The 23659-nt window shown below is 37.1% G+C and carries 25 protein-coding genes, 1 pseudogene and 1 riboswitch; of the genes and pseudogenes, 23 read left to right on the top strand and 3 right to left on the bottom strand.

Going from position 1 to position 23659, the window contains the following annotated elements; all coding sequences use genetic code 11:
- Positions 1-141: 141 nt before the first annotated feature.
- From ACQQ2I_RS11540 to ACQQ2I_RS11500, 9 genes are all read left to right on the top strand, one after another.
- Positions 142-1104: a helix-turn-helix transcriptional regulator gene (locus ACQQ2I_RS11540; RefSeq protein ID WP_431026944.1), complete on the top strand. Its 963-nt coding sequence runs from the start codon at positions 142-144 to the stop codon at positions 1102-1104.
- A gap of 75 nt (positions 1105-1179) precedes the next feature.
- Positions 1180-1812: a type 1 glutamine amidotransferase family protein gene (locus ACQQ2I_RS11535; RefSeq protein WP_431026943.1), complete on the top strand. Its 633-nt coding sequence runs from the start codon at positions 1180-1182 to the stop codon at positions 1810-1812.
- A gap of 297 nt (positions 1813-2109) precedes the next feature.
- The gene (locus ACQQ2I_RS11530; protein ID WP_431026942.1) at positions 2110-2919 is read left to right on the top strand and encodes a TrmB family transcriptional regulator; all 810 of its coding nucleotides are present in this window, start codon (positions 2110-2112) and stop codon (positions 2917-2919) included.
- Positions 2920-2932: 13 nt separating this feature from the next.
- The gene (locus tag ACQQ2I_RS11525; RefSeq protein ID WP_431026941.1) at positions 2933-3550 is read left to right on the top strand and encodes a LysE family translocator; all 618 of its coding nucleotides are present in this window, start codon (positions 2933-2935) and stop codon (positions 3548-3550) included.
- Between the two features lie 370 nt (positions 3551-3920).
- Positions 3921-4104: riboswitch (cobalamin riboswitch) on the top strand.
- 190 nt (positions 4105-4294) lie between these two features.
- Positions 4295-5314 (top strand): FecCD family ABC transporter permease, encoded by a 1020-nt coding sequence (locus ACQQ2I_RS11520; protein ID WP_431030497.1) that lies wholly within the window; start codon positions 4295-4297, stop codon positions 5312-5314.
- Position 5315: 1 nt separating this feature from the next.
- A complete protein-coding gene (locus ACQQ2I_RS11515) occupies positions 5316-6089 on the top strand; it encodes an ABC transporter ATP-binding protein (RefSeq protein ID WP_431026940.1) in 774 nt (257 codons plus the stop codon).
- Positions 6090-6146: 57 nt separating this feature from the next.
- On the top strand, positions 6147-7133 hold the full coding sequence (locus ACQQ2I_RS11510; protein WP_431026939.1) for an ABC transporter substrate-binding protein: 987 nt from the start codon (positions 6147-6149) through the stop codon (positions 7131-7133).
- A gap of 54 nt (positions 7134-7187) precedes the next feature.
- Complete coding sequence (locus tag ACQQ2I_RS11505; protein WP_431026938.1) at positions 7188-7874, top strand: precorrin-3B methylase; 687 nt, start codon at positions 7188-7190, stop codon at positions 7872-7874.
- A gap of 104 nt (positions 7875-7978) precedes the next feature.
- A complete protein-coding gene (locus ACQQ2I_RS11500) occupies positions 7979-8503 on the top strand; it encodes a hypothetical protein (protein ID WP_431026937.1) in 525 nt (174 codons plus the stop codon).
- A gap of 182 nt (positions 8504-8685) precedes the next feature.
- On the opposite strand, the gene ACQQ2I_RS11495 is transcribed toward ACQQ2I_RS11500, so the two are convergent.
- Complete coding sequence (locus ACQQ2I_RS11495) at positions 8686-9273, bottom strand: 50S ribosomal protein L25/general stress protein Ctc (protein WP_431026936.1); 588 nt, start codon at positions 9271-9273, stop codon at positions 8686-8688.
- 405 nt (positions 9274-9678) lie between these two features.
- Between ACQQ2I_RS11495 and ACQQ2I_RS11490 the strand changes: the two genes are divergently transcribed.
- From ACQQ2I_RS11490 to ACQQ2I_RS11450, 9 genes and pseudogenes are all read left to right on the top strand, one after another.
- On the top strand, positions 9679-10122 hold the full coding sequence (locus tag ACQQ2I_RS11490) for a LytTR family DNA-binding domain-containing protein (protein ID WP_431026935.1): 444 nt from the start codon (positions 9679-9681) through the stop codon (positions 10120-10122).
- 5 nt (positions 10123-10127) lie between these two features.
- Positions 10128-10556: a DUF3021 domain-containing protein gene (locus ACQQ2I_RS11485; protein ID WP_431026934.1), complete on the top strand. Its 429-nt coding sequence runs from the start codon at positions 10128-10130 to the stop codon at positions 10554-10556.
- An 18-nt stretch (positions 10557-10574) separates the two neighbouring features.
- Positions 10575-10763 (top strand): hypothetical protein, encoded by a 189-nt coding sequence (locus tag ACQQ2I_RS11480; RefSeq protein ID WP_431026933.1) that lies wholly within the window; start codon positions 10575-10577, stop codon positions 10761-10763.
- 49 nt (positions 10764-10812) lie between these two features.
- Positions 10813-11100 (top strand): hypothetical protein, encoded by a 288-nt coding sequence (locus ACQQ2I_RS11475; protein WP_431026932.1) that lies wholly within the window; start codon positions 10813-10815, stop codon positions 11098-11100.
- An 87-nt stretch (positions 11101-11187) separates the two neighbouring features.
- Positions 11188-12206 (top strand): annotated as a pseudogene (locus ACQQ2I_RS11470) (IS1595 family transposase).
- Positions 12207-12322: 116 nt separating this feature from the next.
- Entirely contained in the window at positions 12323-12778 is a 456-nt protein-coding gene (locus ACQQ2I_RS11465) for a hypothetical protein (RefSeq protein WP_431026931.1), read from the top strand.
- Between the two features lie 217 nt (positions 12779-12995).
- Complete coding sequence (locus ACQQ2I_RS11460) at positions 12996-13628, top strand: LysE family transporter (protein ID WP_431026930.1); 633 nt, start codon at positions 12996-12998, stop codon at positions 13626-13628.
- A gap of 314 nt (positions 13629-13942) precedes the next feature.
- The gene (locus tag ACQQ2I_RS11455) at positions 13943-15487 is read left to right on the top strand and encodes a hypothetical protein (protein WP_431026929.1); all 1545 of its coding nucleotides are present in this window, start codon (positions 13943-13945) and stop codon (positions 15485-15487) included.
- A 10-nt stretch (positions 15488-15497) separates the two neighbouring features.
- The gene (locus ACQQ2I_RS11450; protein ID WP_431026928.1) at positions 15498-16745 is read left to right on the top strand and encodes a hypothetical protein; all 1248 of its coding nucleotides are present in this window, start codon (positions 15498-15500) and stop codon (positions 16743-16745) included.
- Positions 16746-16847: 102 nt separating this feature from the next.
- On the opposite strand, the gene ACQQ2I_RS11445 is transcribed toward ACQQ2I_RS11450, so the two are convergent.
- On the bottom strand, positions 16848-17852 hold the full coding sequence (locus tag ACQQ2I_RS11445; RefSeq protein ID WP_431026927.1) for a nucleoid-associated protein: 1005 nt from the start codon (positions 17850-17852) through the stop codon (positions 16848-16850).
- Positions 17853-17980: 128 nt separating this feature from the next.
- Positions 17981-18886, bottom strand: coding sequence for a LysR family transcriptional regulator (locus ACQQ2I_RS11440; protein ID WP_431026926.1), 906 nt, complete (start codon positions 18884-18886; stop codon positions 17981-17983).
- A 156-nt stretch (positions 18887-19042) separates the two neighbouring features.
- On the opposite strand from ACQQ2I_RS11440, the gene ACQQ2I_RS11435 reads away from it, so the two are divergent.
- From ACQQ2I_RS11435 to ACQQ2I_RS11415, 5 genes are all read left to right on the top strand, one after another.
- On the top strand, positions 19043-19513 hold the full coding sequence (locus ACQQ2I_RS11435) for a VOC family protein (protein ID WP_431026925.1): 471 nt from the start codon (positions 19043-19045) through the stop codon (positions 19511-19513).
- Positions 19514-19531: 18 nt separating this feature from the next.
- Positions 19532-20299, top strand: a complete 768-nt coding sequence (locus ACQQ2I_RS11430; RefSeq protein WP_431026924.1) for an SDR family NAD(P)-dependent oxidoreductase — start codon at positions 19532-19534, stop codon at positions 20297-20299.
- A 39-nt stretch (positions 20300-20338) separates the two neighbouring features.
- A complete protein-coding gene (locus tag ACQQ2I_RS11425; protein ID WP_431026923.1) occupies positions 20339-21847 on the top strand; it encodes a long-chain-fatty-acid--CoA ligase in 1509 nt (502 codons plus the stop codon).
- 54 nt (positions 21848-21901) lie between these two features.
- Positions 21902-22390 (top strand): 2,4'-dihydroxyacetophenone dioxygenase family protein, encoded by a 489-nt coding sequence (locus ACQQ2I_RS11420; RefSeq protein ID WP_431026922.1) that lies wholly within the window; start codon positions 21902-21904, stop codon positions 22388-22390.
- Between the two features lie 234 nt (positions 22391-22624).
- Positions 22625-23614 carry an aminoglycoside phosphotransferase family protein gene (locus ACQQ2I_RS11415; protein ID WP_431026920.1) on the top strand — a complete coding sequence of 330 codons (990 nt, stop codon included), beginning with the start codon at positions 22625-22627 and terminating at the stop codon, positions 23612-23614.
- The last annotated feature ends 45 nt before the right edge of the window (positions 23615-23659 follow it).

Below are 23659 nucleotides of genomic sequence, written 5' to 3'. Positions count from 1 at the left end.
GTTAATTATCAAAATGAGAGGATAGGCGACTATACGTGTAAAATTAGAGAAATGATTTTTTAATATGAATCAGTAGCTACTTTTATTCTAGTACGCCATAGTAATAGGATTTAATTAAATTTCATAATGAGGTGACTGTATATGCCGAAAATGGACAATGTACTAGCGATTCTCTGGATGCTTAGCTCAGGTGAAAAAATTACTGCAAAACAAATTTCAGAAAAGTTAGAGATGAATATAAGGACTGTGTATCGTTATATGGATACACTTTCGACAAGTGGTGTACCGATAATTTCAGATACAGGGCATAACGGTGGCTATACTTTATTGAATCATTTTATTGAAGCACCTCTTTTCTTTGATTTTGAAGAGCAAACATCGCTAGTTCACGCTGCTGTTTTTGCAAAAGAAGCTGGATATTACGGAGGAGAAGCATTAAATCGAGCTATTTCGAAGCTAAGCAACTATTCAAACCAAGAGCAAGAAACAAAGGTAAGCCAACATGTAACTAGTCTTGAAGTCTTCAGTCGAATAAGTTCCTCCTCACTAGAACCTGTTTTGAGGGAGCTAGAACAGGCAATAGCTAATGAATATTCTATAAAAATTCGATACCACAAAAGGGGCAAAGAGCAATCAGAGTATAGATTGGTCAATCCATACAGAATTATTTATTGGAATAATAAGTGGTATGTTATTGGGTTTTGTCATCTTAGGGATGATATTCGTAGTTTTAAAGTAGAGAGAATGGAAAGTCTAGTGGTAACTGAAAATAAGTTTAACCAACTAGAAAATTTTTCAGCACGTGATTATTTTTTAAAAAACCTTCTTCCTACGATAGAAGATCAGGAAGGGTTTATGCAGTTAGTCATTGATGGAAACGAAAGTACGCTGAATGACGTGTGCCAGCACTGGTTTTTAGGGAATTATTTGCAAGAACGAACTGCAAACCAGGCAGTATTCCTTCTTGAAAAAGAGATTATACATACACATGTACCTTATTTGCTTCTACCGTATGGCAAATCTATTCACATTATTGAGCCAAAAAGCCTTAAGAAAAGAATGATTGAAGTGTTATCTGAACTAATACAATTTCATCAAGTATGAAAACTTCCCTGACACTAGCTGTCAGGGAAGTTTTATTATAATAGGCAATATTAATAGTGATGGGAGATCTAATAGATGCAAACAATAAAAGTTTATCTTTATGTATTTGATACAATGTCAGACTGGGAATATGGACATTTAATTGCTGAGTTAAGCTCAGGAAGATACTTCAAAAAAAATCTAGCCCCTTTAAAAGTCATTACAGTAGGTGCTACGAAAGAAATGATCTCTACAATGGGGGGGCTAAATATAAAACCAGATATTTCCCTTGATGAATGTAACCTTGAGCGTAAAGATCTTATCATTTTACCTGGGGGAGATACTTGGAGAGAAGATATTCATCAGCCTATCTTGAAAAAAATTGTAGAAGCTTTAAAGCTAGGCACTATAGTTGCTGCCATTTGTGGGGCAACAGAGGCACTAGCGAATATAGGATGCTTTGATTCTAGAAAGCATACAAGCAATGACTTAGCGTATATGAAAATGGTTTGTCCTAATTATAAAGGAGAAAAGTTTTATGATACGGCACCCGCCGTATCTGATGCGAATTTAGTGACAGCATCAGGAACAGCCCCTCTGGAATTTGCGAAGGAAGTGCTGAAAATTTTAGATGTATTTGCACCAGATACATTGTATTCGTGGTACAAACTACATAAGACACATAAAACGGAATACTTCTTCCAGTTAATGAATTCAATGCATAGATAAGTTTAAAATCATTGGGGGTAATAAGAGGGGGCAGGGAGGCATTCTAATCAACGCATTAACTATTAAATTTTATTAATAATTCTACATTAAAGAGCAATAATTATAAAAAATATCCTTGTATGTTAATAACAATGTGGCATCACACTATCGTCTTTTGTCGGAGAAATTTCAATCCAAAGCAACTACCGAATATGGATAGGAAATCTTATGAGATAGAATTTTCTGATTCTATTTATTGACATGAGGTAGCGCTCTAATTATAGTAGTTATATATATTACTACTAATAGGAGGGTGTTATGGAACATTTAATTGAGCAATTTGAAGAGATCGGCTATTCAAAAAACGAAGCTAAGGTTTATATAGCGCTGCTGAAGGAGCCTGCAATAAATGGTTATGAAATTAGTAAAAAAAGTGGTGTACCACGCTCAATGGTTTATGCAGTCATTGCAAAATTAGTAGCAAAAGAAGCAATTATAGAGCTTCGAACTGAACCACCTACATATACGCCAGTTGCAGTAAAAGAACTAGTTATGAATCGTAGAAGACAAACAGAGGACACACTTACTTCTTTAGAAAAAGAATTGCAAGGGATTGAAAAGCCTGTAGAAGTGAATGTGATTAAGCATATTGAAGGGAGAAAGAAGATCATTAATGCTATGCAAAAATTAATGCTAGCAGCGAAGGAGGAAATATGGCTTTCTGCATGGGAAGAGGAACTAGATGAATTAAGGACTCCTGCCTTAGAACAAGGCGAAAAAGGAATTAAGTTATATTCAATGCTTTTTACTAATCAGGAGACTGACTCATTTGGCGAAACGTTTTACCATCGTCGAGATACTGCTGTCATTGAAGAAAGTAGAATGAGTAAAAGATTAACGATTGTTATACAGGATAATCAAGAAGTCCTAATTGGCGGCTTTGTTAATGGGCAAATTCCTCAAGCAATTCAAACAACTGAACCAATGTTAGTTCTGCTGGCAAAAGAATATATTCGACACGATATGATGATGAAAGTTGTAAGTGACAAAGTAGGCGGCGACATGCTTAATTCATTATGGCAAGGTGATGATTTATTAACTTATATTGTACGGAATGTGAAGAAATAAGGGAGCTATTTTTATGTATATAGAAGTTTTTGTAGTAGGCATTTTAGCAGCTCTATCACCGGGACCTGATTTTGTAGTCGTCATTAAAAATAGTTTAGGAGCAGGAAGAAAATATGGTATAGCTACGGCTTTAGGTATTGCAAGTGCATTAATTGTTCATATAACCTATACTATTTTAGGTTTTACTATCATATTGGAAAAACTACCATTTGTTTTTAATGTCATTAAACTTACGGGTGCTACTTATTTACTTTGGTTAGGCTGGCAAGGAATCCAATCACAAGCTCGCTTAGAGAATTCAAATGCTAAAAGTATGGACCGTTTATTGAAAGAGTCTGTGATGCGATGCTTTCGTGAAGGTTTCTTATGTAATGTACTGAATCCTAAATCGGCATTATTCTTCTTAAGTATTTTTTCACAATTTATCGGACCAAACACTTCAAAGTGGACGGGGTGGATATATGGTGGAGAAATCATTGTGGCAGTGGGGCTTTGGTTTATTTTATTAGCTATACTTATTTCAAATAGTTTTTTTAGAAAAATCTATCAACGTTATATGCATTGGTTTGACCGTGTTCTAGGTATCATTTTAATTGTTTTTGCGGTTACTATTTGGATAACGATGTTTTAAAGTTCAAAGGGGATGTAAGAGTTGACCATGGGATTATATACGGAGAATAGGTCCCTTGAAAAGAAGGATAAAAATTCAGCTTAATTAACTAAATGTTTTTCAGCGTTTAAATTTGTGAGTATGAAGAAAAGAATAACATCTTCAATATTGAAGAATGAGTTTAGCTAAAATTGAGTGTACTTCAGCATAAGGGCTTTGAGTAGGACTGAAGTATTGTATAACGACTTTAGTTGTGGACACTTATGTCAAAATTCACTTGCTTTATCAGGCAGTCATTTAAGGTGAAAAATACTATTTGTCCACACGGAATATTCAGAATTTATTAAAGGTATTGTGAATTATGATAGATTCTGTTACTGTAAGAATTACAAAAAAATATCATATTATTGGTGCAAATACTATTTTGTTATTTGCTTAAAAGGGAAGTCGGTGCAAATCCGACGCTGTCCCGCAACTGTAAATCGGAGTAACTCACAAATGCCACTGGGAAACTGGGAAGGCTGTGAAGCGCGTTGATGATGAGCCAGGAGACCTGCCGGTAATAGTCGAGCATTTACATAGAACCACGAGGATGGTTGTAGTGAGTAGGGCAAATATACCCTTTATTTCGCTATGACAATCTCCTTGGATTCAAGGAGATTTTTTATTTGTCTTTGTAATAAGCGGGAACAAGAAGAGAAATAAAACCTTTGAAAGGAGCTTAGTGTGCAGAAAAAAGGAAAGATTCATTTTGTTATTCTTGTAATGATTTTGCTCATTGCTTTAATGATTTCCATGACAATAGCCGTTATGATTGGTTCTGTTTCTATTACACCTGGGACCGTTTGGCGGGTTATTTTATCGCATTTGCCGTGGAATATATTTGGGATTGAAGCGGACTGGAGCCGATCCCAAGAAATTATTATTTGGCAAATTCGGACACCCCGCGTGCTACTAGCGATGGTTGTCGGGGCAGGACTTGCTATTTCGGGTGCAGCGATTCAAGCACTGGTGCGGAACTCGATAGCGGATCCGTATATTTTAGGGATTTCATCGGGTGCTTCCGTTGGTGCCACCGCGGTCATTTTACTTGGTGCCTTTTCCTTTTTAGGGATGTATGCGCTATCATTTGCGGCCTTTATCGGGGCAACGATTGCTGTTGTCATTGTCTTTTTATTATCAAGAGTCGGGGGGCGGGTGTCTGTCATTCGTCTGTTATTAGCTGGGATTGCCGTGTCACTTGTGCTATCTGCGATGACCAATTTTATGCTGCTCATGTCTAAGGAAGAGGGCGGTATTAAAGCGGTGATGCACTGGATGATGGGCAGTTTAGCCGGTGCGAAGTGGAGTAATTTAATGCTGCCGATTGTTGTATTTGTCGTTGTGTATGTAGTATTACGCATTCATGCGCGTCATTTGAACTTACTCTTACTTGGAGAAGAATCGGCACTCACGTTAGGTGTGAACTTAGAGAGGTTTCGTTTATTACTCATTTTATTAGTCTCACTTTTAACAGGGGTTCTTGTTGCTGTCAGTGGTGCAATTGGATTTATTGGCTTAATTATTCCGCATGTTGTCCGAATGCTCGTTGGTTCCAATTACAAATTTGTTTTGCCCATTAGCGCTTTACTCGGCGCGATTTTCCTTGTTTGGGCAGATGCGTTAGCACGGATTATTATTGCCCCTGAAGAAATGCCGATTGGAATTATTACAGCATTATGCGGTTGTCCATTTTTTATTTGGATGCTGCGCAAACAAACCTACTCATTTGGGGAGGGTGAATAAAATGGTATATGTTGCACAAAATCTTTCTTATGCCATTGGACAAGCAACGATTTTACATAATGTGTCTGTACATGTGAAAGAGCGTGAATTTGTAGGGTTGATCGGCCCTAATGGTAGCGGCAAATCGACATTATTAAAAAATATGTATCGGATGTTGCAGCCAAATGAAGGGCAAGTTTTTCTTTTTGGCGAGGACATGCTAACGAAACCAGCAAAAGCTGTCGCAAAGCAGTTAGCGGTCGTCGGGCAAGAAACACCTGTATTGTTTGAATTTACGGTGAGGGATTTAGTCACAATGGGGCGTACACCGCATAAACGATTGATTGAACGAGATACCCCAGAGGATCGCCAAATTGTAGAGCAATCGATGAAGCAAACAGGAATCGCCCATCTGAGTGAGCGTCATTTCAGCTCATTGTCGGGTGGAGAAAAGAAGCGTGTCATTGTGGCAAGAGCATTGGCACAGCAAGCGCAAGTGATGGTGCTAGATGAGCCAACGAATCATTTAGATATCCAGCATCAGCTGCAATTAATGGATTTAATTCGGAGTTTACCTATTACGATTATGGCGGCACTCCATGATTTAAATATTGCTGCTACGTATTGCGACAAAATTTATGTGATGAAAAAAGGGGAAGTCGTTGCTTATGGTACGCCGTTAGAGGTGCTTACACCAGAGCTTTTACGCGATGTTTTTGGCGTACATGCGGAAATCGGTATTCACCCAATTACGAAGAAGCCACAATTATTTTATATACCAGAATCAATGTTATAGATCGTGAGGAAGCCTACGCTTCTTTCTATATAAAATGAAAAATAAAGGGAGATTAATATGAAAAAATTGAAAAACATATGGTTTGTGTTTATCACAGTTATGGCACTGAGCATTTTAGGTGCTTGTAACAACGAAGAAGGCAAGCAAGAGAAAGTAGCACCTGCACAAGCGGAAGAAACTGCTGTAACGATTGAAAATAATGACACAACACAAGTGTATGAGGAAGCACCGACAAAAGCGATTTCCTTAAACCAACACGTAACAGAAATTATGCTAGCATTAGGCTTAGAGGATTCGATGGTAGGTACGGCTTATTTAGATGATGAAATTTACGAACCACTGCAAGAGACCTATGCGAAAGTGCCGGTATTAGCAGAACAATACCCAACAAAAGAGCAAGTGATTGATGCAGAGGCAGATTTTTTATATGCAGGCTGGAAAAGTGGCTTTAGTGAAAAAGGCATTGGGACAGTAGAGGAACTAGAGGCGTTAGGCATTCACACGTATTTACATACATCTTCAAGTATGAATAATCCAACATTAGAGGACATTTTCACCGATATTCGTAATATCGCAAAAATCTTCCGTGTAGAAGATCGTGGGGAAGCATTAATTGAACAAATGGAAAGTGATGTAGAGGCAGTTCGTGCAAAATTGCCTGAGCAAGCGGAGCCATTACGTGTACTTGTGTATGATAGTGGAGAGCAAGATGTATTTACAGCAGCTCAAAACTTTATGAATGAGCTAGTGACAATTGCAGGAGGACAAAATGTTTTTGGTGATGTCGAGTCTGGCTGGACAACGGTATCAAAAGAAGATGCTATTGAACGTGCCCCGCAAGTAATTGTCGTCATTGATTACGGTTCAACAACAGCGGAAGAAAAAATAGCGTTCTTAAAAAATGACCCAGCATTAAAAGAAATGGATGCGGTGTTAAATGAACGCTTTGTTATTTTACCATTATCAGCTGCATCAGAAGGTGTACGTGCAGCCGAGGCCATTAAAATTTTAGCGGAAGGCTTTTATCCAGAAAGCTTTCAATAAGTAGAGATAGGCTAGCGTTTTGCTAGCTTATTTTCATCTAAAGGAGGACGTACTATGGGGCGCAATGCATTTACTAAAAATGTGCCAGAACATACATTTGCGACATTAAATAAGGAAAGTTCATATACACGCTTAGCGATTAGTCCAGGGGTGATTAATAAACATTACACACCTGCACAATTGCAAAAAATAGCGGAAATCGTGGGGGAGGATGGGGCGATTAAATATTCTGCTTCGTATTATTTACTTATATCTATCCCTACAGAAAAACGATTAGAAATCCAGCAGCAACTAGAGGATGCAGGGTTATATATTGCAAAGCACGGCGCGGTTGTAGATATGAAAGCATGTGACTTCTGTGATGGTGAGAAAATGGAAGCCGCAGCGATTATGGAAGCCCTTTATAAAACATTCATTGGACAAGCTGTACCGAATCGACTTCGAATGAATGTAAATGGCTGCGCCTCTGCATGCTATAACGCAATGTACGATGATATTGGACTTGTGTACCAACAAGAGAGCTTTGACGTGTATGTTGGAGCTATCCCCATGGGCAGGCATGCACAAGCCGGAAAATTATTTGCGAAAAATATATCGGTAGAAAATATTGAAGCCTTCCTACAAGCAATGCTTCACATATATAATGAATTTGCTCGTGAGAATGAGCCATTTCACCGCTTTTTTAAGCGTACAAAAGTAGAAGCTTTTTGGGCAAATCTACTTGTAAGCCACATTGACTAATTAGGCAATCGTTTGCGCTCTTGAAACTTTTAGCGATGTTATCCGTATAGGTAAATATTGCTTTTTGTATAATGGGCATGGAAAAAGAGAAGGGGAGAGCGAGCATGGTTACCTGGATTATTCTTGCTGAAATTGCATTTTGGATTGCCATTACAGCAGGGCTTATGGCGCGGTACATACTAAAGAAAGAACGATTAAGTATCGTGTTCTTTTTACTAACGCCTATCATTGATTTAGCTTTATTCATTTTAACAGCAATCGATTTAAAGAACGGGCAAGCTGCTACCGCTGTGCATGGTATTGCGGCCATTTATATCGGTGTTTCCGTTGCATATGGCAAAACAATCATTAATTGGGCAGATGAAAAGTTTCGCCTTTGGATAGTAAAACAGCCGAACACAAATGAACCGCTCGTCGGTAGAGCAAAAGGCATCCATGAGGTAAAGCTATGGACTCGGCATATTGTGGCATATGCCATCGGGGGCGGGTTGCTATGGGCGATGATTCAATATATCGGCCAAGCAGGCGATACGACAACATTACAGCAAATGCTGAAGTTTTGGGGACTTGTTGTGCTGATTGATGGGGCAATCAGTATTTCTTATGTTTTATTTCCAGAGAGGAAATAATAGTTTAGATGGAAACCGTAAAAGCGCGTAAAACCATCAGAAACCCGCGTAAAAGATTCGTCAACTCGCGTAAATCACATCCAAAGCCGCGTAAATATAATGTCAACTCAGCTGCATCAATATAATGAAAGAAGCAAAAAAGGATGTGACAATCGTCAACACCCTTATACGTATTTATTCTTTTATACTTGCCCGGCTTCTTCTTCAACCGCAGCTTCTGCTACTGTTGGAGGAATCACTATAGCGAGTGTATAACCATCTTCTGTCACAATATCAAAGCCAATCTGCGTTCGAATATCGACAACCGCTATGGAACTACCAATAGCTAAGTGAGAGATATCGATCTCAATTGATTCAGGGATTTCCGCAGGCTTTACCTTCACTCTAATTGTTAAGTTTGGTTGCATTAAAATGCCACCTTCTTTAACCCCAATGGACTCGCCTGTTAATACAATCGGTACGTCCACTTCCAATTCCTCCGACATATTAATCGCTTGGAAATCAACGTGGGTAATAGTATTCTTTAATGCGCAACGCTGTACTTCACTAATAACAGCATTAACACTTTGCTCATCTACTGCTAGCTTAAAAATATTATTTAAGCCATTTGCTACAATCATTTTCGAAACCTTCTTTGCATCGACAAAAATCGGTGTCGTATCTGTTTGGTAGCCGTAGACAACTGCGGGTACACCGCCATTTTCTCGAATCTCGCGTAAAATTGAACGAGATCCTGCCTCACGCTTTGTCGCTTGTAAAACAATACTCATACTTCCTCAATTCCTTCCAATGTTATTTTTCAGCTGATTGTGTTGGAACAATCAATCGACTCAAGAATGCAACTTATCGTTTACACACTAAACCCGTACCTCAAATAAAAAGAAAACAACCCCAGTGAAATCTTACTGGAAAAAGAAGTGATAGTTTTTATTTTCTGCAAGCATTAAAGACACTACATCTACCATTATAGTTAATTTTTAGTATAAAGCAAATTTAAAGTAAAGTTTATGTAAATGGGTATATCCGCGAGGGATGTTTTCTTTGTTATCCGGCTTAATTTATAACCTAATGGCATGATGTTTAAAGCGCTGTGTAAGTTGCCATATAGGGGGCTAAGATGCATTTTTTAGAAAAATTTGTATGCTATAATTTTTAGTATAAGGGGGGAGCGGTGAATGCGGGTGGAGTTGAAAATTGATGCGAAGTGTGAAGAACCATATGTAGAAATTCATACTGCCAAGTTAACACCGAATATTCAAGCAGCCATTTCGCTGTTGCAAAGTGAAAATGACACGTATATATTGACGGCCCAGCATGACAATAAAACGTATATGATGGACCTTGAAACGATTGTTGTTATTTGTACAGAAGGTAGGGAACTGGTGCTTTATGATGTAGCTAAAACACGATACATCGTCAATAAACCTTTATATGAACTGGAAGAGCAATTAGGGAAAGGTTTTATTCGCATTTCAAAATCTGCCATTATTAATATCCGAAAAATTAAACATATTGAAGCAGCGTTTAACGGCACAATGGAAGTGGAGCTGGTGATGGGCATAAAAGAAGTAATTACAAGAAATTACCGGAAGAAATTTAAAGAGCGATTGGGGGTTTAACGTCCATGCATATGATGAAGTATTTACTGTTTGGTGTTAGTTGGGGGTGTACAGCTTTTGTGTTTATGAATGTCATTGGCTATGTAATTGGAGGCGATGCTTTTTTACAAGTATTAGCTGAAAACTATCTCGGTCATGTATTCGGTTCTATTCTGGTAGGTATTAGTTGTGCGACAACATCGATTGTTTACAGTATCGAACGTTTAACATTTTTACAACAAACTTTCATCCATTTTAGTGTAGGATTAAGTACGTTTTTTATCGTTGCCTTTTCTTTGAAGTGGATTCCAGTCACATCGGTTCCTTCTCTAATAGGCATCATCATCGGTAATATTTTGATGTTCACATTCGTTTGGTTTTTATTCTATTTATACAACCGACATGAAGCGCGGAAAATGAATAAAAAAATCAGTGCATTTTCAAGCAGTGAGTAAGAAGTGGGGTGGGATTTGATGAAATATACAATATTTGTGTTTATTTTGTCTTTACTGTTATTTGTCATTCAATATTATGTCCGTGACCAACATATTGAGAGTGCAGCGATGGATAGTGGCGGATTTTTGATTGTATCTATACTATTGCCAATTATAAATAAGAAAATTGACGAAATCAGTGAGTCAAAAAATGATTGTAACGATTAATGTTCAAAAAGCAATTTCACCATAAAGTATTTTGAAATGGGGGAGTACATTGAAAAAGAGATGGCTTGTTTTCATGGCACTAGTATTGATTATGTTATGTTTATTTATGTCACCTACAATTGCATTGCGAACGCATTTATTTTTACTTGGGCATCCGATTGTAGCGTTTAAAACAGAATTTGAAAAAATTGAAAGTTGGAATGATATTGGTGATAATGCACAACTGTATGAGCTAACGATACCACCATTTGATACAGCTACTCAATCAGAATTAGAAACCTTTTTAGTCAAGCAGTATGGAATTTTTTACATTCCTAAATTTTATGTGGATGTTTAAAAATAAGGCTCTGTTAATGTTTGTTGTTGAAAATTGATTTACTGGAACTAATGTTCTATGATTGATGCAACTATTTAAAAGTTAGTGATGAATGTGAGAGCAACTGAAATTCTAAAAGCCATTCAAAAATTAAATCCAGCAGAGAAACATCGACTACGAGAGTATTTAATTGATGCTCTTACTGCATCGTCCTCGACAGGAACTGTTCTTCAAGAAATATCTGAGCGTAAAAATAAAAGTGGCTAACATTGTCCTGATTGCGAGTCAGAGCATATTGTTCGATTTGGTAAATATTCAACTTTTGTTGATGGTGAAGAAGTTAAAAAACAACGGTATCGCTGTAAATCGTGCAAAATTACATTTACTGACCTTACAAATACCGCACTTTATCGAACTCGTCGTCTTAACCAATGGATAAAATTTGTAGAATGTATGGTAGAAGGATACTCATTGCGTAAGTCCGCTGAATTAGTTGGTAATGTATCTTACGTCACACTATTCTACTGGAGGCACAAACTTTTATCATCATTAAAACAAATAGATATATCGAATTTTGAAGGTATCGTCGAAATGAACAAGACCTATTTTCTGTACTCAGAAAAAGGACAAAGAAAAATTAAAGACAGAAAGTTCCACAAAGAAACGTGGAGTGAGCAACGAACAAGTATGTGTTTTAGTTGCATAAGTTGACCTTTTCGCAGACACTAGGAATGGGTAGATTAACGAAAGAACTATTAGACAAAGCCATCGGACATAAACTTTCAAGTGAAAACGTTTTATGCACCGACTCTTGGCGTGCTTTTAAAACAGATGCTGCCGAAAAAGGTATGAATAATCAGTTCAAGTCTGATGATAAACTTCGCACAAAGGGGCTTTATCACATTCAGAACGTCAACAATTACCACCGCAGACTTAAAGCGTGGATACAACGATTTAACGGGGTTGCAACCAAATATTTAGACAATTATCTTACTTGGTTCTAAGTATTAGAAAGTGTTCAACACCAGAGAAGCGAAGTCACTTTGAAAGACTTGATTATTAAAGGAAATCTAATACAAAATATAGAAACATATAATTCACTTAGGTTATCGAAGTTCACGATATAAATTTTGTTTTTTATTCAACTAATGTCGTAGTATAGTTCAACAAGGAGCAATTGAAATACAATAAATATGGAGTTTTGGGGAATAATGATGCTAAACAAATTTGAGGAGAATCAGAAATGAAAAAGTTGCTTTTTAGCCTTATCTTCGTTTTAGGATTTCTTCCTACACAAATACACTCTGAGAATAAAATTGAAGAGTTGCCACCTTGTTCAGCAATACTTGAACCAACAAAAAACGTACCTAAAAATGCCAGAGGAGTAGCACTGATTTATAATATTGAAAGAAAGTTTAATGATGAACGAACAAGTCTCAGTGTTCACGCACTTCATTTACCAACACCATCTAGTTTTGGGGATTATGATGGTTATGAAGTATTAGCATATATTCCGAAAGAAATAAGTTGGATTTTCTCATTGTCTCCTTTAACTAAATATGGAGAAACTACTTGGGCTGGGAATTTGGATGAAGTTTCTCCTATAATGCGACCTACTCGTATCAAAGTTCGGACAGTCAATACAAAGACAAAGAAAACGGGTCCTATTGTACTTGAAAAATTACTAAAACCTTGTTGAACTAACAGGTGCGTTAGTTAAAGAAGCAAATAAAAAATAGAACATCCGCTTTTATAGAAGTTCTATTTTTTACACGTATAATCAACATTGAAATTTAACAGAGCCAAAAATAAAAAGAGAACCGTTTTTATTTTGGTTGATTAAACACGAAAGTTATGTATAATTATTTCAAACGGAGAATTAATATACAAATAGTGTTTGGAAGAAGTTATGACTTTTGGATGTATATTTGAAGTTTGTTTTGGTTGGTTTATCGATTGCTTTACCCGTTGGAGCAATCACGGTCGAAATGACGAAACAAGGTTTAAAAAATGGTTTTTTTCACGGATGGGCTGTAGGTCTTGGTGGCATGACTATTGATGTGCTACTCATATTGGCTCTCTATTTTGGACTAGCAAAGATTTTATCCTTGCCTTATGTCCAGCTGCCATTGTGGATCATTGGAGCCGGTTTCTTATTTATGTTAGCCTATGACTCTATTAAAAATGCTGATCAAGATATTACATTAGCGGGTGAAAAGGTGAATAAATCACTTTCGAAAACGTATCGAAATGGTTTATTTGTAGCCGTATCGCCAGGGAATTTAGTGTTTTGGATATCCGTATTTGGCGCTGTGTTAGCAGACTCCTATGTGACGAATGAATCGGTCGGTTTTATCATCGCAGCGATAGGGATTTTAACGGGCATTTTATTACATGATGTTGGGTTACTAATGATTGTTTCGATTACCAGGAAAGTCATGAATCGTCAAATGATTAAATGGACCTCAATTATAGGAGGCATTTTATTATTTGGATTTGGCTGCTACTTCCTGTATGAATTTTACTTAGCTATTCAAGCGTATATTTGATTTTTGAAGCTAGAGGATTTTTTTGTAATCCTTTAGCTTTTTTAATTTCATTATTGGAATCGAGTTTAATTTTACGCTTGTATGTTTTTCTATCTTTTCAAGTGCGCTTTCGAAAACTTTTTGTTCTCAATCTATTTGAAAACCGTATATAGTCATTTACCCAAAATGCTTCCTCATTCGTAAAGCAATTCAACCTCCGCTCTAATCAATAAGTACTTTATTAAATAAATTATCATCCACGTCTTTTAAAAATTACGTATTAACACATTATAGTGGAGATTAAATTTGATAAAATAAACCTATGGAGGGGTTTTATGGATGAAAAATATTTAGCGCAAGGATTAATAAATGCAACAGGTGATGAGCTGCGATTAGTTTATGCCTTATTAATGGAAACAAAGATGCTGGACCTACTCGTTGCAAAAGCAAAAAATACCTTTTTAAATAAGGATATTGATCATTTTGAGGAAAATTTAAAAAAGGAAATCGAGAGGCTACAAATATATTCTGATGAGGAATTACAGCTTCAACTATTTCTATATGTGCAGGAGCAGCTCGATTTAGTAGGTGCTCACTACAACATACGTACAGAAATTGAATATAAATGTGGTGAAATTGTAGAGAAGGCACACTACATGCAGAAGAAGCAAGATAAGGAGTATGGGAAATTTATTGAAGGTCGCGATGAGAATTATTCGGTACTTTTAGTTTTATATCAAATGCAAAAAATATTCGAATCGTTTGATGAGAAAATGGGTGAGCTTTCAGAGGCGCAAACAGAAAGCTTAGTCAATCAAATTGAGCAATATATACAGTCACTACCAGATGAAAAGCAACGTCAAATTAAAGAAAAGTTAAAAATTGATGAGTTAACGAATAAAACGATTCGCCAAATATTACTTACGCAAGGTTCGGCTATTGTAATGGCCATTGTTGTAGAGGTTGCGGGCTTTGCTGCATTTACAACTTTGACTTCAGCCATTGCTGCAACTGCGGGCTTTTTTGGTATTACACTACCGTTTGGGGCGTACATATTTGCTACTTCTGCACTATCATTTTTAACAGGACCAATCGGGTTAGCTCTTATTGCTGTAGGTGGTGGTGCTATACTGACCTATCAAAATAAAAAGGTACGTAAATCAATGATTCCAATTGGTATTGTACAATTATTACTACCGGTCATCATTGAAGGAGAGCAACAAACAAATTTCCAGCCATTTATTAATGAATGGATGAAGGGCTACGAGGAGCAGGAGCGAATAATCCATCAGCTTGATTTCATTCAACATAGTAAAGCGGATTTAGCTCAAGAGCATGATGATTATGAAAAGGAAAAAGTGGAGCTATATCAACAGTTAAATTTAAAAAGCACGTTATTCAATCATCAAATTTGTGAGCTAAAAAATACCATTCCATTCATTGCAGAAAATGAAATGACGGTTATGTATAAAGCACTAACCACTGATATGAATCGGTTAGCGAAAGAGAAAACGGAATTACTACTTGAAATTGCGCGAAATAAGCTACAAAAAGGCTTTTTTAATGCGATGAAAAACGTTTTTTCAAACGCTAGTCTACAAAGTAGTATTAAAGGGATTGAAGCGCAATATGAAAAAAAAGAGCTTGAACGTGCACATGAAATTATAAAAATGAAGCCAGCACATTTACGAGGGATCTGTATAGAGGCAGAGGGATTAAGTCATGATATTGCCTCTATCAATACAAGTATTGTTGAAAACTTTTCAAACATAAGTGATGTGAAATCAAGAATAGCTTGTATGGAGATTGACATTAAAAAGTATCAAGATGAGCTAAAACAGCATCAGAAAAAGTGGTACGGTCTAAAAGATATTGAGTGAGGGGTGCGAAGTGATTAAGAACGAGCAATTTTGGAGCAATTGGAGAGAAGGGAAATTTAATGAGGCTCTACAATGCTCGATAGAAGACACGCCAAAACGCAAGGGAGCGGCACTATTTAAAAAGCAGGAGCATAAGGAAACAGCTATTATCAGTTCTTTAAGTGCAGGTGAATTTTTATATGATTATTTAATGATTGATCCTGAGGTCGTAGTAGGACTTGATTTTGCACGTGCCGAGGATTTATCCAATTTATTTACTTTATCTCAATTCGCTGGAACAATCGATACGTCAGCTGCTATAGGGGATATGGCACAGCTTCAGGGCTATGTCGCTGAGCGAATGATTGCACAGGAGCTTGTAGCAGCGGGGCATGATGTGCAGTTTCCACACACATCCAATCAAGCAGGCTGGGATTTGCTTGTTGATGGACAACCGTTTCAAGTAAAATGCGCGGCAAGTAAAAGTGTGGTAGAGGAGCATTTTGAAAAGTATCCGGATACACCTGTGTATGTTAATGCTGAATTAGGAAAATATTATGAAGAGAACCCCTTAGTATTTACTAGCTCTGTTACGCGAGAGCAAGTTATAGCTGATACGAAAACGACATTATATTATGCGGATGATTTATTAGATTTTCAAATACCTTGGATTGCAGCTGGTGTAAGTGCATTTTATAACACGAAGCGTATACGAAACGAGGGCATAATGCTCTCAACGGCAGCTCGTAACGTAGTGGCTGATACGGCAAGTCGTGCAACGTTAGCAGTAGCAGGGAAAACAGCTTTAGGTGCAGTTGGAGCAGTTGTACTTCCTGGAGCTGGTGCCATTGTGTTTCCTGTCATCGGAGCATATGTTGGCATGTCACAAGGATACCGAGTATCTCATAGGATTAAGCGAGCCTTTGCACAAGTGGAGGAAGCGGCTTTATGCCATGCACTGCATCAATTAATCAAAAAAATGCAAAGCGTACTCAAAATTAAATTTAATACTAAGCAAACAAAGTGGAAACAGCTCTCAAGTAATTTACATATTGAAATGGCGAAATCCATGTCTGCTCATCATGAGGAGAATATTCAGCTACTTGAAAATGTAAATAGAGAGCTAGCTGCTATTGATAAAGAAATTGATCATGATCCAATGAAAGCATTTGAACGAATTGTAAATGCATTAGGTAAAGCAGGCATCCATGTTTATACGCTAAAAGAAGAGCTAAAGGCTGTTGAGGAAGCAATCCTTAGCTATACCAAAAAGATTTAATCGTATCTCATATTGAGAATGTGAACTAAGCGGACGGCAAATTATATATGAAAAAGAGTGCCAGGTACCATGTATAAGTCAGGGTGCCTGACACTAGATGCCTCATACTTCCTCTTGGAAATAAATTTTATAAAACTTTCGATTGGTTGCTTCGTCATAGCCGACTTCAATAAGTTCGTTCACTTGCTCGATATTGCGTACATTTACTTGAATTTCAATATTGGAATCGAGTTTGATTTTACGTTTGTATGTTTTTTCGACCTTTTCCAGTGCGCTTTCAGAAATGATCGTTTCATAGGGCTTGACCATATTGACGATAATATCTTTTTGTACGGAATCGGTCTGTTCAAAAACGGTATCGATATAGTCGTTTACCTCGAATTCTTCCTCGTTTCTAAAATAGTCGAGCGTTTTGTTTAAAAGACCGAGCTTCTCCGTATTTGAAAAGCTATCTTCTTTTAAAATATATTTTTTACATTCTGTTAAGGCTAAATTCGTTTTATAATAATGTTCGTCAGCTGCCTTAATTTTTAAAAAGCGCTCTTGCCAGTACACGACGTCTTCTTTCTTTTTCGTTTTGATAAAGACAGCAGGTGGCTCATCTGCGCCCATATCCACAATGATTGCGATATTATTGATTTTCTTCACATTAATTCCATCGATGCCATTGACGGTCATTTTATTTTGCTCATTTTTTACATCGAGGAATATTTCTTTTTCATCCACTTTTACAATTGCAAGCGCCTTTTTTACATCCGTATGCCAAAAACAATTTTCGAACAATCCTATAAACAACTCGCCGCCCTTAATATTAGGATGCTGAGATGCACTATGTAAATGTGTGGCAATGTGTTGCGATTGTTCAAGGAAACTATTCGTAGAATCGAATATCGATTTTACATAAGTGTACACTTCATTTAATCCAAGATTTGTTTCATGAAAAAATTCGTATTGTTGCTCCCAATCTATTTTATTGAACGCTAGTTGTGTAAAGGCTGCTTCTAGCATGACTTCTGGTTGAGAAAATGCCTCTTCCCCCAAAACAAGCGTATCGCTTACGTAATGTACACCATATTGTGTTAATTTACTTTCACTTACATCTAGCATAGTTTTCCCCTCATTATTAGTTTTATAGAGACTATACCATATCATACTTTACGCTATATTTTCATGTGTTTTATTTAAGTAGAAGAAGCAAAAAATTTCAAAAAATACAAAGAGATTAATATTGTAATTTAATGCTTACTATTTTGCAGTTCCGTTGTAAATTGGTGCAGAAAGATTTGTGAAATGGGTAAATGAATATGTTTCTTTTGTTGAACGAGCCCAAACTTTACGAATGTTTGGTCTAGCTTGTGTATATAACGGGAGAGGTTTTCCCCGTTTACTATAGTCGGCTCATATGTTAGAGAGTAATCAAGTGCAAGTGTAATACCCATTTCATTTTTTATCGCTATTCGAAGGGCATCCGTGTTATTTGTTCTAAATAGAATTTGCAAGTCCCCGTATTTTGCCTCGAAATTCTTAATAAACCAATTAATCGTCTCGTCATCGTAAATGACTAATTTCTGATTGAGAATATCTTGGGTTGTTACCATATCGTTTTTGGCTAAAGCTGAATTTTTACTAAAAGCAGCTTGCATTCGTCCGTGTAATAGCGCTTCAAAGTGAAGGTCAGGATGATTGACTGTCTCTCCATAAACATTGATTAGCCCTATATCACATTGATTTTGTAATAGATCTTTTATAATTTCTTGGGATACTTTTTCGGTAATTTTAATTTGGATTCTAGGGTGTGTTTTTTTTAATAACATTAACACTTTGATGAGTAAATGCATCGTACCGGGAATCGTGGCTATTTTTAATTCTCCATGTAGCTCATCTTTCCAGATGCTTGCTTCTGTTAGTAATTCTTGATAGGTAAGCATGAGAGTTTTTGCTTTTTCAATAATTTTCTGACCGAATGCTGTTACTTCAATGCCTTTTCTTGATCGGTTGAAGATTTTATTGCCTAGTTCTTCTTCTATTCCAGTAATTGCTTGGCTTAAAGCGGACTGTGTTATGTGCAAGTTACTTGCTGCGATTGTAATAGAACCACATTGTGCTACTTCCAAAACATATTGAATTCTGTCAAGATTCACCCAGTTCACCTCAATTATTAGATTAATTAATATAATGAATTAAAAAGATTAAATTTACTTAATTATAAATCAATTATATGATTATTCAAAATATATAATTAAATTATTGTAAGCGCTTCACTGGATCATGTGGTTTGATTGTAGAGGGGGAGTTATGTGCAAGAGAATCAAATATTAGGAGTACATCATGGAGGGATCGCTGTTTCAAATATTGAACAATCCATTGCGTTTTACAGTCAACATCTTGGATTCACTCCATTAGGAATCCATGTCATTGAACAAAAGGATAATCAAGATTTAGGCTATGCCGTATTTGGCATAGAAGGAATTAAGTCAGTTAAACTAGCATTTTTAGCTATACCGAATAGTCACACGGTTGTTGAACTACTTGAATATGAGGTTGCAGGGAAGAAAAAGAGTACAGCGAATACATTTGACCCCGGAGTCGGTCACTTTTGCTTGAAAGTACGTGATGTGGAAGCAATGCACCATCGTTTATCTGAAGCAGGTGTGACGATACTATCGCAAGGACCGACCATCTTGCCGATCGGACCAAATATGACATTGAAACTCATTTATTTACAAGATCCAGATGGCTATATCATTGAATTAATCGAAGAATTGTAAAAAGAAAGGGGAGGGAGTATGCGTTTAAAAGAAAAAGTAGCCGTTATTACAGGGGCTGGTAGCGGGATTGGTCGAGCTAGTAGTTTAAAGTTTGCACAAGAAGGAGCAAGAGTCATTGTTGCAGATGTGAATATAGAGAGTGGGCAAGAAACGGTAAATATAATTAGACAACAGGGTGGCGATGCCCAGTTTTATCAAGTAAACGTGACGAGCTTTGAAGAGATTGAAAAACTGGTTCATTATACGGTAGAACAATACGGAACAATCGATATTATGTTTAATAATGCGGGTGTAGGTCATTATAAACCGTTATTGGAGCATGACCCGGCAGAGGACTTCGATAAAATTCTTCAAATCAATACGTTTGGTGTTTATTACGGTATTTTAGCTGCGGCAAGAAAGATGGTTGAACTTGGTGTGAAAGGCTCTATTATCAATACAGCCTCTGTTTATGCCTATATGGCATCTGAAGGCGTATTTGCTTACCATGCATCTAAAGGCTCTGTTGTAAGTATGACACAAACAGCGGCTTTGGAATTAGCACCTCATGGTATTCAGGTGACAGGTATTGCACCAGGACGTGTAAAAACGCCGATATTAGAAGGATATAAGGAAATAGGTTTGTGGGAGATTTTACCGAGGGAGCAAATGAGAAAGACATTTACAGAACCAGAGGAGATTGCTAATGTAGCCGCCTTTTTAGCATCAGAAGAATCGAATGCAGTCAATGGCAGTATTATTATGGCTGACGACGGATTTACGCAGTTTAAAATGCATCTTAGTTAAGGGGATACAGTTTAGTGAATATGGGGGAGGGGAGAACATATGGCGTTAAATCTCAATGAGTTATTAGTAAATAGTGCCGCTACATTTCCAGAAAGAAAGGCTATCATTTATGGGGATGAGCGTATCACGTATCGCAAGCTTGAAGAACAAGTAGCACACTTTGCGGCTATCTTATCTTCAAAAGGCATTCAAAAAGGGGATCGTGTAGCTTTAGTATTAGGAAATTGTCCCGAATTTGTCATTTCTTATTACGGAATACTACGCTTAGGTGCGGTCGTAGTCCCTCTTAATCCAATCTATACGGAGAGTGAGTTACTTTACATTTTGGAAAATAGCCAGTCCAAAATGGTAGTGGCCGATTCAGCGTTAGAAAAAACGCTAGCAAACATACAAAAAACGTTACATTCCCTAGAGTGTTCAATTTATACACATGAATGGGCATATTTACAGTCTATCAATATAGCACCACAGACACCACTGCCTGTTAATGAGCATGATCTTGCTGTTATTTTGTACACTTCAGGAACGACGGGAAAGCCAAAAGGAGCTATGCTTTCTCATAAAAATATGCTGTCTAACGCGGCTTCTACTAGAGAAGTGGTGAATATGTCAGAAGAAGATATTATAGTAGCCGTACTTCCAATTTTTCACGTTTTTTGTATGACGATTTGTATGAATACACCCATTGCTGCCGGGGCAACGATGTTAATCATCCCTAAATTCGTTCCTAATGAAGTTGTACAAGCAATTGCAAAAGAAAAAGCGACGATTTTTACGGGTGTACCGACGATGTATAATTTCTTATTGCAACTCCCAGATGAATATGTGCAACTATTTTCATCTATTCGAGTGTGCTTTTCAGGAGGAGCTTCTTTACCGCTAGAAGTTTTGGAAAAGTTTGAAGCGAAATACAATGTAGCGATAGCAGAAGGCTTTGGACTATCAGAATGTGCGCCTGTTACGTCTCTCAACCCAATAAACGGGAAACGGAAACCGGGTTCTGCTGGTATTGATTATCCGGGAGTGACGAATAAAGTGGTGGATGTGGAAGGAAATGAAGTACCAAGAGGCGAGATCGGTGAATTAATTGTCAAAGGACCTAATGTAATGCTTGGTTATTTAGGGATGCCGGAAGAAACCGCTGCGACGATTAAAGATGGATGGCTGTATACAGGTGATTTAGCCAAAATGGATGAAGAGGGCTATATATTTATAGTGGACCGCAAGAAAGATATGGTGCTAACTGGTGGGTACAATGTATATCCACGTGAAGTAGAAGAAGTATTATACGAGCACCCTGATATTTTAGAAGCTGCTGTCATCGGTGTGCCACACCCTGAGTTTGGTGAGTCTGTGAAAGCATTCATTGTTTCAAAGTCACCACTATTAAATGAAGAAGATGTCATTCAATTTTGCCGACATAAATTGGCTAAATATAAAGTGCCAAGAGAAATTGAATTCTTGGATGAACTCCCGAAAAATACGACGGGAAAAATTTTACGAAGAAGTTTACGAGATCAGCAGTTAACAGCTTTAAAACGGGTGTAATTGAAAATTGATATATTATACCAAAAAACTAAAAAAGAAAGAGGGATGAAGAGAATGAGCAATCAAACAAGTAAGCAACCTGTAGGAGTTCTTGATGCGAATTATGTAAATGTGGAGGAATTACCGTGGATTCCTTTCTTCGGGACAGAAGTGAAGTTATGTAAGGTAAATGCCATTACTGGACAGTTTATCGCAATCATGAAGGCACCTCCAGGCATTGCTCTTCCGGTTCATGTGCATCACGGCATTGTTATCGTGTACACGATTCAGGGGCAATGGAAGTATGTAGAACATGATTGGATTGCAAAAGAAGGAGATGTTGTATATGAACCAGCCGCTTCTCTTCACACATTTAAGGCAATCGACGAGCAAGAAGAAGATGCAATCTTAATGAATGTCATTGATGGTGCATTAGAATTTAGAGATGAGAATGATCAAATAATCTATATGCTAAATTGGAGAGAAGCAATTCAGCTCTACACAGACTTCTGTGAGGAGAATAACTTAGAGATTAAAGATATAGGACAAGGTGTCTCGATTTAATCGAAGTTGTAGCGGAAATGACTAGTGTTAAAAATAGGTAGAATATAAACCCATAGGAAAAATCGATTTCTGAATTTTAAGGAAATCGATTTTTTTTGTAAATAAAAGGGCTCATGGCTACTTTTTTTAGAAGTAACATCAACTAAAAATTATAAAATGAACATCCCCCAATCGTAGAGTTGTTCCTCCGAATAAGATATAAAGGAAGGAATATTGGAGGAGAGGGGGAACAAGATGGATAGAAAACTTCGGATTAAAGCGATGCTAAAAGAACATTACAACATGCATGCAAGGCATATTGAGCAGCTACCAGGTGGCTGGTCAGCCTTAGCCTACTTAATTACAGACTATCGTAAAAAGTATTTCTTGAAGGTATATGATAAAAGAAGAGCTGCAGCTAAGCTGTGGATTGATGCAATCGATCGGTATATACCGTTAGTCAATTGGCTACAACATCATACCGTATTAAAGCATCATCTCGCACAATCGATATTTACAAAAACGAAGCAATATTACTGTGAAGATGGAGAGTATGTGTATTTACTTTCAGAGTTTGTAGAAGGTTATACAATTGGTGGGAATGTTTTGAATTTATATCAAGTGAATGAGCTAGCGAAAATACTCGGAACGCTTCATAGTAGTACGGCAAATGTTCCACCTAATTTAATCCAGCACCAAACACAAGAAAATTTTAATACAGATTTTTGTGACTCCTTAACCTCTTTTATCAAAAATGATTTGGCGTCCATAAACGATAATGTATTACGAGTAGTGAGACCTTTCAAGCAAGAGTTGATAAGTAGTATTAATAGAATGAAGTACTTATCTCATACGCTAAAACAAAAGTCATTATCATTTGTCCTTTGTCACGCTGATCCACACAATTGGAACATTATCCAAGGTAGGGATTTGATGTTGATTGATTGGGAATGTGTGACGATTGCGCCAAAGGAACAAGATTTAATTTTGCATATCACACCACCATATGCAAGGCAGTTCATCATGGAATATAAAAAATATATGCCTTATCAATCGCTGGATTTAGATGCCTTTGAGTTTTATTTTCTGAAAAGAAGACTCGGCGATATTTGGGAATGGATAAAGGATTTACGGTATCAACAAGGTATTAAATCCGAAGATACAATATTGAAGTTTCTGAAATTAAACATAGTCGATTGTACAAAGAGAGCAAGGTTTAGAGCATTTTTACAGCCATTTATTTAACAAGCCGCCCAAAAGTGAGTGGTTCACTCACTTTTGAGACAGTCT

The organism is Lysinibacillus sp. LZ02 (assembly GCF_050613145.1).
In the GTDB taxonomy this organism is placed as follows: domain Bacteria; phylum Bacillota; class Bacilli; order Bacillales_A; family Planococcaceae; genus Lysinibacillus_B.
This window is presented reverse-complemented; position numbering and strand designations above follow the sequence as displayed.